Source organism: Bradyrhizobium sp. SHOUNA76, assembly GCF_023006445.1.
In the GTDB taxonomy this organism is placed as follows: Bacteria; Pseudomonadota; Alphaproteobacteria; order Rhizobiales; family Xanthobacteraceae; genus Bradyrhizobium.
This window is the reverse complement of record NZ_JALBHA010000232.1, coordinates 1-9,301: the sequence shown is the minus strand read 5'-3', so window position 1 is coordinate 9,301 and position 9,301 is coordinate 1. Positions and strand designations below refer to the sequence as shown.

12 protein-coding genes are annotated in these 9,301 nt (G+C 64.3%); 4 read left to right on the top strand and 8 right to left on the bottom strand.

Annotated elements, in window-relative coordinates; translation table 11 throughout:
• The 5 genes from MOV74_RS22105 to MOV74_RS22085 all read right to left on the bottom strand — a co-directional run.
• The coding region (locus MOV74_RS22105; RefSeq protein WP_246926735.1) for an aspartate aminotransferase family protein at nucleotides 1-1,126 on the bottom strand (1,126 nt) is incomplete at its 3' end.
• A 165-nt stretch (nucleotides 1,127-1,291) separates the two neighbouring features.
• The gene (locus MOV74_RS22100; protein ID WP_246926733.1) at nucleotides 1,292-1,462 is read right to left on the bottom strand and encodes a hypothetical protein; all 171 of its coding nucleotides are present in this window, start codon (nucleotides 1,460-1,462) and stop codon (nucleotides 1,292-1,294) included.
• Nucleotides 1,463-1,492: 30 nt separating this feature from the next.
• Nucleotides 1,493-2,056: an isochorismatase family protein gene (locus MOV74_RS22095; RefSeq protein ID WP_246926731.1), complete on the bottom strand. Its 564-nt coding sequence runs from the start codon at nucleotides 2,054-2,056 to the stop codon at nucleotides 1,493-1,495.
• Between the two features lie 25 nt (nucleotides 2,057-2,081).
• Nucleotides 2,082-2,702, bottom strand: a complete 621-nt coding sequence (locus tag MOV74_RS22090) for a GNAT family N-acetyltransferase (RefSeq protein WP_246926729.1) — start codon at nucleotides 2,700-2,702, stop codon at nucleotides 2,082-2,084.
• Nucleotides 2,689-3,306 carry a hypothetical protein gene (locus MOV74_RS22085; protein ID WP_246926720.1) on the bottom strand — a complete coding sequence of 206 codons (618 nt, stop codon included), beginning with the start codon at nucleotides 3,304-3,306 and terminating at the stop codon, nucleotides 2,689-2,691. Before MOV74_RS22085 ends, MOV74_RS22090 begins: the two co-directional genes overlap by 14 nt.
• A 71-nt stretch (nucleotides 3,307-3,377) precedes the next feature.
• On the opposite strand from MOV74_RS22085, the gene MOV74_RS22080 reads away from it, so the two are divergent.
• Nucleotides 3,378-4,418: a LysR family transcriptional regulator gene (locus tag MOV74_RS22080; RefSeq protein WP_246926710.1), complete on the top strand. Its 1,041-nt coding sequence runs from the start codon at nucleotides 3,378-3,380 to the stop codon at nucleotides 4,416-4,418.
• 8 nt (nucleotides 4,419-4,426) lie between these two features.
• Here the strand turns inward: MOV74_RS22080 and MOV74_RS22075 are convergent, their stop codons facing one another.
• Complete coding sequence (locus tag MOV74_RS22075; RefSeq protein ID WP_246926708.1) at nucleotides 4,427-5,557, bottom strand: autotransporter outer membrane beta-barrel domain-containing protein; 1,131 nt, start codon at nucleotides 5,555-5,557, stop codon at nucleotides 4,427-4,429.
• A gap of 364 nt (nucleotides 5,558-5,921) precedes the next feature.
• Between MOV74_RS22075 and MOV74_RS22070 the strand changes: the two genes are divergently transcribed.
• The gene (locus MOV74_RS22070; RefSeq protein WP_007591938.1) at nucleotides 5,922-6,128 is read left to right on the top strand and encodes a cold-shock protein; all 207 of its coding nucleotides are present in this window, start codon (nucleotides 5,922-5,924) and stop codon (nucleotides 6,126-6,128) included.
• A gap of 92 nt (nucleotides 6,129-6,220) precedes the next feature.
• Here the strand turns inward: MOV74_RS22070 and purN are convergent, their stop codons facing one another.
• Together purN and purM are read right to left on the bottom strand one after the other, a co-directional pair.
• Complete coding sequence (gene purN / locus MOV74_RS22065; RefSeq protein WP_246926706.1) at nucleotides 6,221-6,874, bottom strand: phosphoribosylglycinamide formyltransferase; 654 nt, start codon at nucleotides 6,872-6,874, stop codon at nucleotides 6,221-6,223.
• A complete protein-coding gene (gene purM, locus MOV74_RS22060) occupies nucleotides 6,874-7,947 on the bottom strand; it encodes a phosphoribosylformylglycinamidine cyclo-ligase (protein WP_246926699.1) in 1,074 nt (357 codons plus the stop codon). The genes purN and purM overlap by 1 nt, the downstream gene beginning before the upstream one ends.
• Before the next feature lie 156 nt (nucleotides 7,948-8,103).
• Between purM and MOV74_RS22055 the strand changes: the two genes are divergently transcribed.
• Complete coding sequence (locus MOV74_RS22055) at nucleotides 8,104-8,646, top strand: CDP-alcohol phosphatidyltransferase family protein (RefSeq protein ID WP_246926695.1); 543 nt, start codon at nucleotides 8,104-8,106, stop codon at nucleotides 8,644-8,646.
• Nucleotides 8,647-8,738: 92 nt separating this feature from the next.
• Nucleotides 8,739-9,301: chromosomal replication initiator DnaA (locus MOV74_RS22050; RefSeq protein ID WP_246926693.1), on the top strand; the 563-nt coding region annotated here is incomplete at its 3' end.

Here is a 9,301-nt window from a genome sequence, read left to right as displayed (position 1 = left end):
CGCGGACCTCGCCGACCAGCGGATGGCTGGTGAGCTCGCGCAAGCGGCCCTGCATGTAGCCGCCGAGCTCGGCGGCATGCGCGACCAGACCGCGCTCCTCGATGATCTTGAGGTTTTCCAGCGCAATCGCCGAGCCGACCGGATGGCCGCCCGCGGTGAAGCCGTGGCCGAGCACGCCGATCTTGTTGCTCTCGTCAGCGATCGGCTCGAACATGCGGTCGTTCATGATGATCGCCGAGAATGGAAAATAGCTCGAGGTAATCTGCTTGGAGACCACGAGCACGTCGGGCTTGATACCGTAGGTCTCGCAGCCGAACATCTTGCCGGTGCGGCCGAAGCCGCAGATCACCTCGTCGGCGACCAAGAGGATGTCGTACTTGTTCAGGACCTTCTGGATCTTGTCCCAATAGGTCGCCGGCGGCACGATGACGCCGCCCGCGCCCATCACCGGCTCGCCGAAGAACGCCGCGATCGTATCGGGCCCTTCCTTCTGGATCAGGGCGTCGAGCTCCTCCGCCCGGCGCGTCGCGAACGCCTCCTCGCTCTCGCCGGGGGCGCCGTCCTTGTAGAAATGCGGCGAGCCCGTGTGCAGGATGTTCGGCAGCGGCAGGTCGAACGAGCGATGGTTGTTCGGCAGGCCCGTGAGACTGGCCGAGGCAATGGTGACGCCATGATAGGCGCGCATCCGGCTGATCACCTTCTTGCGCTGTGGCTGACCGAGCGCGTTGGAGCGATAGGCGATCAGCTTCAACACGGTGTCGTTGGCTTCCGAGCCGGAATTGGTGAAGAACACCTTGCTCATTGGCACAGGCGCGAGCGCCACCAGCTTCTCGGCAAGGTCGATCGAGGGCCCGTGCGATTTGGCGGAAAACGTGTGATAGAACGGCAGCGCCAGCATCTGCTTGTGCGCGGCCTCGACCAGCCGCTTCTCGTTGAAGCCGAGCCCGACGCTCCACAGGCCGGCCATCGCCTCGAAATAGCGCTTGCCCGACGCATCGAAGACATAAGGACCATCACCGCGCTCGATCACCAGCGGACCGGCCTGCTGATGCGTGCGCGCGTTGGTGTAGGGATGGAGCTGATAGGCCACATCCCGGGCCTCTTGCGAATTGGGCAGCATGGACATTTGCGAAGATCCTTGAAAGCGTGACGTCGCAGGCAGAGCCAGCGTCATCACTCGATGATCAAGTACCTTGGCTATTGCGACAGCGCGAAGCTTGCAACGCCAATTCGTCGGCAGCAAGCGCTCAGCAGCGTTGCACAAAGCCGCATGTCGGGATTTGGGCAGCTCTCACGCAGCGTCGTCGTCATGCCCGCCATCGGCACCGGCAGCGGCTTCCCTCACCTCCACCAGCGCCATCGAGAGCAGATAGGCCGTCGTCGGCAGACCCAGCCTGCGCGCCGTCTCGGCGGCATGCGACAGATCGCTCGCCAGCTCCTTGAGCTCGTCTCCCCGTGACAATCTCTCACCCCGTCCGCCGGTCGCGGCCGCCTACAGCGCGACGGCGCCGCTGGTTCTGATCAGTTCGGCGCTGGACTGGACTGTAGCAAAGTTCCCGATGACATTCACTACCGCATGCTTGTAGGCGGCGGCATCGCCCATACCTGGCGTCCGGCAAGCCACGGCATCTGTGACCACGTGATAGCGATGGCTGCGGTGAAACCCGTCCACGGCAGTGGCCAGAATGGTCTCGTCCAGGGAAAAACCGATCAGAATGCAGCGCATGGCGCGGATATTAGACATATGGTCCACAAACCGCGACGAGCTGTAGGCGGACGGCAGCGGGTGCTCGAATGTCATCTCTCCCGGCCGCGGCTTGGTCTGCGCGATCCAATCGGTCAGCCTGGATGCCGGATTGAACCAGGCTGCCTGCGCGATGCGTTTCAGATGCATCACCGGCCACAGATTGCCGCGCCACAGCGTCAGCAGTTCCAGGCAACGCGCCGTGGTGGCGTCGCCGTCGAGGATAACGTGGCGGCGCCCGGGGGTCAGGTATTCGACCTGAAGATCCGCGCAGACCAGGATCGGCGGATCATCGTGGATAGAAGCCAGCATCGTGTTGCGCAGAGCTGCACCAATTTCAGCGGTCGGCGAGCGCGAGGTCCCGCAGCGGTGAGGACACCGCCCGCCCCGCCGAGGCGTCGAGCACACCCGGCCGGTCCCAATCGCCCTCGGGACGGATGATCACATAGGGATCGCTGTCGAGCGTGATGGCGTCCGGGCCCGGCTCGATCTCCAGCAGCATTTCCGTGTAGGAAAAATCCGAGAAGGTGATCTTGCGATTGTGGCCGAGCGGCTTGGCGCCGAAATGGGCCCAGAAATCGACCAGCCTGTCCTGCGCCTGACCGTAGATCTTGCGAAAGCCCTTGCGCTTCACGTAGTCGACGCTGGCCTGCACCAGCTTGAACGAAACGCGCGAGCGCCGGTATTGGTGACGCACCGCGAGCCGCTCCACCTTCGCGAAATCGCCGAAGAAGCGCACCCGCAGACAGCCCGCAGGCTCGTTGCCGACGAAGCCGATGAAGTGCGCGGCGACCATGTCGTTACCGTCGAACTCCTCCTCGAATGGACAATCCTGCTCGGCGAGATAGACCGCGGAGCGGATGGCTGTGACCAGCATGAGATCGCTGGGATCGCGCGCGAGGCGGATGGTGATGGCGCGGGAACAGGGCTTGGCGACAGGAATCCTAGTACCATGCATCTGCAAAACTCCTTGCTTGGATGATCGCGCCCGGCATGCGCATCGGCTGCCGATGCCAGGGCCGCTCGTAGCACCAGAGATCGGGCTGAAAGCTCGGGACCGGCGCAAAGCCGGTCGCCTTCATGATGTCGCGTCCGGCCACCGTTGACGGCTGCGCATAGCAATCGGCGTTGCGAAACCTTAGCTGTCGCAGATGCGCCGCAGCCTTGCCGAGACCGGCGATACCGCGCCCCGTCGCCGCGATCGCCCAGATGTAGATGGCGGCGACGTCTTCCTTCGCGGAAGCGAGATAGTGCGTCTCGGGCGCAGTAAGGCAGATCTCGTCGAGCAGAAGAGCATCGTGCCCGCGGTCATTGAGAAACAGGAAGGCCATGCCGCCGACGAGACGGCCCTTCCGGCTGAACGTCAGGATGCTCTGGGGATCGAACGTGAAGTATCGCGCAAGGTCGGCTGTCCCGATCCGCACGCCCGGCACCAGCCGGTGCGCCATCTGCGCAAGCGCGGCAATTTCGGAAAATTGCGCGCAGCGGACATCGACATCCGGGCTGAGCGGCAAGGCATCGAATTCATGCCTTGCGGCAAACGAACCCCTTTCCATACCCATATCACGCCTCTATCGTTCGAGGCTTTCGTGCCCCGCTATGCCAATGAGCTTAGCGGCTGGAGATCAGGAGTATGCAGCAGTTATTGCACCGGGGTGCTGCGATGATGCAGCACCGTGAAGAAGCCCTGGGCGCGTCCTGGGACGATTTGAAATTGTTTTTAGCTTGCGCAAAATATAAAAGTTTTCGCAATGCCGCCGAGGAGCTCGGGCTCACCTCCACCACGCTGATGCGCCGGATCGACCGGCTCGAAGAGAGCATCGGCTGCAAGCTGTTCCTGCGCGACCAGAGCGGGCTCACGCTCAGCGACGAAGGCACCGCGATGATCGCCGACGTCACGCATATGGAGCGTCACGCCTTCAACGTCTTCCGACGCGCCTCGCGATCGTCGAACGACACCTCGGGGACCGTGCGCGTCGCGGTGACGGAAGGCCCGGGCAATTTCTGGATCCTGCCGCGACTGATCGACTTCCAGAAGACCTACCGCAGGATCACCGTCGACTTGCGCTGCGCGATGGAGCAAGCCGACGTCGCGCGGCTTGAATCGGACATCGCAATCCAGCTCGAGCCGCCGACCAATCCCGACCTGATCGTCGCCAAGCTCGGCCGCCTGCACATCTATCCCTTCGTCTCCAAGGAGTACGAAAACCTCTACGGTGTGCCGGCGACCCTGGCCGAGTTGAACAATCACCGCATCGTCAAGCAGAGCGCGCCGCAGGTCGACGACGGCGCCTACGCGCGCGTGCTCGGGCTGAAGTCGCTCGAGGGCATCGTCGGGATCAAGACCAATTCCTCAGTCGGCGTGCTCTATGCCGTCGAGCGCGGTGCCGGCATCGGCTTCCTGCCGACGGTCTCGATCGCGCTCGGCGCGCCATTGGTCGCCGTCGATCTCGGCGTCAGCCACCATGCCGATCTCTGGCTCACCTATCACAAGGAATTCCGAACCTCCGAGCGCCACAAGATCGTGGTCGATTGGCTGAAGAAGATCTTCGATCCCAAGTCCTATCCCTGCTTCCGCGACGAGTTCATCCATCCGAACGCGCTGGTGCCGATGATGACCGCTGCGCGCGAGGGGTTTGGATTGACGGGATATGTCGCGGCGACGCCGGCGTAAGGTTCAGCTCACCACCGGTACTCGAAGCCGACCGTGCCCTGGTGGGACGTCAGCTCATTGCGGAACTTGCCGTCGTAATTGACGTAGAGCCGCGCCACGCTGGTCAGGCTCAGCGAAGCCGAGGCGCCGGCATCCGCGCCGTAGCGGCTCTCGCCGATGCCGGGAACAACGATGCTCTGAGGTCCCAGGCTGACCTGGATCGAGCCAAGGTCCTGATGGAAATTGTCGACGAACTTGCCGTAGGCGGACAGATCCAGGATCTTCTGGTCGATGACGAAGTAGCGGCCGATCTCGGCCCCGATCATGACTCGCGCCCGTGAGAGCGCGGTCGAGCCGACGTTGAGCGGATCGAGGCCGCCGGCCTCCTGGAACGCCGCGCTGGTGGCGCGCACATATTCCAGCGCGCCCTTGGGCACGATGCGCATCTGGTCCTTGGTCCAGTAATAGCTGATCTCGGTCAGCGCGCCGTCGACCGCGGCGCGATAGCTCGCGCTCGCAAAGCCAAGGCCGGTGTCGCGGCTGGAACGGACCTTGCCGAAACCGTGCACCACCGCGAAGGCCCAGGTCCACGGGCCCTTGTCGACCGAGCCATTGAAGCCGATCTGCGTCAGGTCGAGCGTCGCCGACTGCAGCGCCAGCGGCACGTCGACGTCGGTGTGGCTCTGGTCGACGGAGAAGCCGAGATTGACGCCGGGGGCCACGCGCGCCCCAAAGCCGGCGACGCCGCCGACCGTCTTGCGCCTGTCGCCGACGAAGTCGCCTTGCGCGTCGGTGCGGACCGAGATGCCGTAGCCCTCGAACCAAGTGCGGTAGCGCGGATCTTCGGTGGCTGCTGACGCCCCGCCGCCGCCGGGATTGGTGCGGAACGCCCGGTTGACGCCACCGGATGCCTGGTTGCCGAGCCGCTCCAGGAAATTCGAGCCGAGATTGAGCGCGCCGTTGCCGACCGACTGGTCGTAATTCGTCGAGGACGCCGTCGGCGTGGGGGCTGGCGGAGGCGGGGCGACCTGAGCAAAAGCGGGAGCGGCCGCCGCCATCAAACCGAGCGCGACCGTGCCCACGACCCAATTCGTCGTCAGACGAACCCGGTCCGCTCCCATCACCTGCCGTGTCCCGGAGAGCTGCGACGTGCAGCGCATGACAATGAATCCCGAAGCAAATGGCCGCGCGCAAGAATGCAACAGAGTCTGCGACGCGTGCATCGATTTGTGCCGAACTGCCACGGAGGGTCAACCGCCTGGCATGTACGACAGAGGCTATTGCCTCGATTGTGGTTCCGCTGCCACAGGTCGCAAATTGCAGCCAGCGACCCCCGATCCGGCCTTGAAATCGGAGCGCGGCTTGCTAAGGGCCGATTTTCATGTTGCAATGTTGGCCACAATCGGAATTGGCCGCGCTGTGCGTTTCGCGACGATGAGACTCGAACAGACTTCCGGAAGCCCGTTTGTGGCGTGGCACGCGAAAAGCGGCCGCGTCTTTTTTATCTAGTGGAGGAGACTGAGGATGCCACAAAAGGGCACCGTCAAATGGTTCAACCCGACCAAGGGCTATGGGTTCATCAAGCCGAACGGCAGCGACAAGGACGTGTTCGTCCATATCTCCGCCGTCGAGCGCGCCGGACTCTCGACCCTCAACGAAAACCAGGTGGTTGAATACGACCTCGTGGAGAACCGCGGCAAAGCATCCGCGGAGAACCTCAAGGTCTCCTGACTTCTCTCAAGCCTGACAAGCGAGAGATCATGACGTTGCCCCCGGCTCTGCCGGGGGTTTTTGTTTGTGAGGACCGCCGCGAGGACGGCGCTTTAGCTCACCACCGGCGCAACCAGAAAATTCTCCGAAGCCCCACTCCCCGCCGTCTTGCAGACGTCGCCCTCGATCTTGACCTTGCCGGTCGCGAGCAGCCGCAGCGCTTCGGGATAGATGCGGTGCTCGACTTCGAGGATGCGTTCCGACAGCGTATCCCCCGTGTCGTGGTCGCTGACGGGCACCGCGCCCTGCATCACGATCGGGCCGGCGTCGGTCTCGGGGATCACGAAGTGCACCGTCGCGCCAGACAGTTTGACGCCGGCGCGCAAGGCCTGGCCATGCGGATCGAGGCCGGGGAAGGACGGCAGCAGCGAGGGATGGATGTTGAGCATCCGCCCGTACCAGGACTTGGTGAATTCGGCCGTAAACAGGCGCATGAAGCCGCCGAGACAGATCAGCTCGATGCCGTGCTGATCGAGCGCGGCCTGCAGCACCGCCTCGAAGCCGGCGCGGTCCTTGCCGAACGGCTTGCTCTCGATCACCAGCGTGTTGACGCCGCTCGCTTTGGCCCGCTCTAGGCCGAGCGCATCGGCCTTGTTCGAGATGACGAGCGATATCTCGGCCGGGAAATCGGCTGCGCTTGCGGCCTTGATCAGCGCGGCCATGTTGGAGCCGCGGCCGGAGATCAGGATGGCAACGCGGCGCTTCATCACAGCGCCATGTCGAGGTGACCGTTATAGACGACGCGGTGCTCGCCCTCGGCCGGGATCACGGTGCCCAGCTGCGCCACGGTCTCGCCGGCGTCGGCGAAGACCTCGATCACCTTGTCGACCTTGTCCGGCTCGACGATCGCGATCATGCCGATGCCGCAGTTGAAGGTGCGCAGCATTTCGAGCTCGGCGATGCCGGCCTGCGCGGCCAGCCATTTGAACACCGGCAGCACCGGCAGGCGTGCCAGATCGATGCCGACGCCAAGATTCTTCGGCAGCACGCGCGGAATGTTGTCGGTGAAGCCGCCGCCGGTGATGTGGGCGAGCCCCTTCACCGCGCCGGTCTCCCGGATCGCGCGCAGGCAGGACTTGACGTAGAGCTTCGTCGGCGTCAGCAGCGCACCGCCCAGCGTCATGACGGGCGCGAACGGCGCCGGCGCCCCGAAGCCGAGGCCGGACTGCTCGACGATCTTGCGCACCAGCGAGAAGCCGTTGGAATGCACGCCCGACGAGGCGAGACCAATCACGGCATCGCCTGCGGCGATGTCCTTGCGCGGCAGCAGCGTCCCGCGCTCTGCGGCGCCGACGGCAAAGCCGCCGAGATCGTAATCGCCGTCCTTGTAGAGGCCTGGCATCTCGGCGGTCTCACCGCCGATCAGGGCGCAGCCGGATTCGCGGCAGCCTTCCGCGACGCCCGCGACGATCGAGGCCGTGGCCTCGGGGTCGAGCTTGCCGCAGGCGAAATAGTCGAGAAAAAACAGCGGCTCGGCGCCCTGCACCACGAGGTCGTTGACGCTCATGGCGACGAGGTCGATGCCGATCCCGCCGTGCAGCCCGGTCTCGATCGCGATCTTGACCTTGGTGCCGACGCCGTCGGTCGCGGCCACCAGGACGGGGTCCTTGAATCCGGCCGCCTTGAGGTCGAACAGGCCGCCGAATCCGCCGATCTCGGCGTCGGCGCCGGGCCGTGCGGTGGCGCGCACCATCGGCTTGATCAGGTCGACCAGGCGGTTGCCCGCATCGATATCGACGCCTGAATCGGCGTAAGTGAGGCCGTTTTTGCGGTCGGTCATGCCCGATTTCCAGTGGGTTTGCGGCTGGTTACGTCGAATTCCGGGGACGCGCAATGGCTCGCATGGCGCCCCTCCGTATACTATGTAGAGATATCAACCGGTTCAGCCTCCAAAGGGCCGAATTCGAGGTCAGGCCGGGTGCCGGGAAGCGCTTTCGTGAGTATTCCGAACATCATTACCCTGGGTCGCATCATGCTGGTCCCGATCATCGTCTGGGCCATCGTGTCGAGCCAAATGGAAGTGGCGTTCGCCGTCTTCCTCATCGCCGGTATCAGCGATGCCGTGGACGGCTTCCTGGCCAAGCGCTTCAACATGACGAGCGAGCTCGGCGCCCTGCTCGATCCGCTCGCGGACAAGGCGCTGCTGGTCTCGATCTACATGGCGCTGGGCATCTGGGGCGCGATTCCGCGCTGGATCGTGATCCTGGTGGTGTCGCGCGACATCATGATCGTCGCCGCGGTGATCGTATCCTGGCTGTTCGACCGGCCCGTCGAGATGAAGCCATCGAAGGTGTCCAAGCTCAACACCGTTGCACAAGTGTCGTTCGCCGCCCTGGTGCTGGCGGCGCTTGCCTTCGGCTTCAAGCCGGCTCCTTATGATATCATCCTGATGGGTCTCGTCACGGTCTTCACGCTCTCCTCCGTGTCGCTCTATCTGGTCGAGTGGCTGCGGCACATGAGCACGATCGAGGCCAAATGAGAGAGGATGCGGCCCCGCAAAAGGCCAACTCCCGCTCGATACGTCTGATCTCTTCAAATGACGCCGGCCCGCCGGCATGGAGCAAAGCAAGCGTGGCAGGCCGCGTCCATCCCCGACAATTGGCGTTTTCGCTTCCGCATGCGGAGAGCCTCAGCCGGGACAACTTTCTTGAAGGCCCCGCCAACGCGGCCGGTCTCGGCCTGATCGACAGCTGGCCGGAATGGCCGAACCGGATCATGTGGCTGGCCGGCCCGGAGGGAAGCGGCAAGAGCCATCTCGCCGCGATCTGGGCCGAGGTATCAGGTGCCCGCTCAACCTCGGCCAACGCACTGACTGCCACAGCCGTTCCGGGCGCGCTCGCCACCGGCGCGCTGGTCGTCGAGGATCTCAAGGCTGGGGAATTCGACGAACGCGCCCTCTTCCACCTGATGAATCTCGCCCGCGAGGACGGCGCCTACGTTCTCTTCACCGGACGTGAGGTGCCGGCTTCGCTGGAGATCGAGCTCCGCGACCTGCGCTCGCGTTTGCGCGCCGTGCCCGCGGTCGCGTTGCTGCCGCCCGACGACCAGCTCTTCCGCGGCCTGATCGTCAAATTCTGCGCCGACCGCCAGCTCGCGGTGGACGAGAGCGTGGTCGGCTACCTCGCCACCCGCCT